A 1,436-nucleotide genomic window follows, 5' to 3' on the forward strand; every position below is an offset into this window, starting at 1 on the left:
AGGTCGGTGTTCCAGCGCCCGTTCAGCGCGTGCGGGCCGCGCCGCCACGGCGAACCGTCGGCGCCGCGCCACCAGGCCGACGGGTCCAGGCGCGACAGCTCGCCGCGGCTGCGCAGGTGCCAGACGGCCGCGGCGTCGCGCGCCACGCTGGCGCTGGCTTCGAGCCGGGCGTCGCCGGCGGCGACGAGCAGCCGCTGGAGCCCGGCCTGCAGCGTGCCGTCCTGCGGCTGGTGCCACGAGGCGTCCAGCGCCACGCGTCACCGGCCGGCCGCGCGGCGTGTCCAGGCGGCCGGAGAGCTCGGCCTTGGCGACGGCGTCCAGCGCCGCCGGCGGCGTGGCGGCGCCGGGCAGGCCGCTCAGGCGCAGCGTCAGCGGGCCGCCCAGCGTCATCGCCGGCAGCCGCCGGTCCAGCTCGCCCGGCCGCAGTGCCTCCAGCGCCAGCGCCAGATCCAGCGTGTCGCCCTGCCAGTGGCCGCGGCCCTGCAGCCGGCCCGCGGGCCGCTCGCCGGCCAGGCGGGCGTCGAAGGCCTGCAGCTCGATGCGGTGGGGGCCGTCCAGCCGGCCGGTGATCCTGGCCACGAGCGAGGCCAGCGGCAGCCGCCCGGCGTCCCAGGCGCCGGGGCGGCTGTTGCGCAGCTCGAGGTCGGCGTTGACCGGCACGTCGCGGCCCTGGCTGTCGACGACGATGCGCCCGTCCAGGCGCGTCGACGGCAGCGCCGGCGCGAGCTGGGCGAGGTCGAGCGCACGCGTCGAGGCCTGCAGCGACTCCAGCGGCCACGGCGCGAACGGCGCGACGGCGGCCTTCGCGTCCAGCCGCGCGCCGCCGTCGCCGGCCAGCATGGCCGCCAGCTGCAGCCGGGCGATGCTGCCGCTGGCGTCCAGCGCCGCGGTCCAGGGCAGGGCGGCGCCGGGCGCGGCGGCGGCGTCGACGCGGGCCTGCACGCGGCGTTCGCCGTCGGTGCCGACGCTGGCGCTGGCGCGTGCGCGGCCACCGGGCCAGGCGAGTTCGAGCCGTCCCAGGCGGTGCAGCGCGCCGCCTTCGGCGCCGAGCGCGAGGTCGGCGCGCAGGTCGGACAGCGGTGGCGCGCCGCCGATCTCGAGCGCGCCGACGGCCAGCGAGCGGATCTCCAGCGCCAGCGGCAGGCGCAGGTCCTCGGGCGCGCGGCGCCGCGCCGGTGCCGGCTCGGGCGCGGCCGTGCCGGCGGTCCATTCGACGCGCGACGCGCTCGGCGTGTCGAGCACGATGCCCGCCCAGGCGCCGGCGTGCGGCCGCCAGCGCCACGACAGATCACGCCAGGCGAGGTTCTCGACGCGCAGCCGGGCGCCGTCGGCACCCTGCCCAGCGCAGCTCGCGCACGGCGAAGCCGCCGGCCACCGGCCGGCCCTGCATCGTGTCGACTTCCAGCCCCGGCACGCGCGCGAGCAGCCAGCGCCAG

At 80.2% G+C, this 1,436-nt stretch carries 1 pseudogene; it reads right to left on the reverse strand.

The window, feature by feature from the left end:
• A pseudogene (locus RBXJA2T_RS14015) lies at positions 1–1,242 on the reverse strand (hypothetical protein); the annotation flags it as partial.
• Between the last annotated feature and the right edge of the window lie 194 nt (positions 1,243–1,436).

This window comes from Rubrivivax benzoatilyticus JA2 = ATCC BAA-35 (assembly GCF_000190375.1).
Lineage (GTDB): Bacteria > Pseudomonadota > Gammaproteobacteria > Burkholderiales > Burkholderiaceae_C > Rubrivivax > Rubrivivax benzoatilyticus.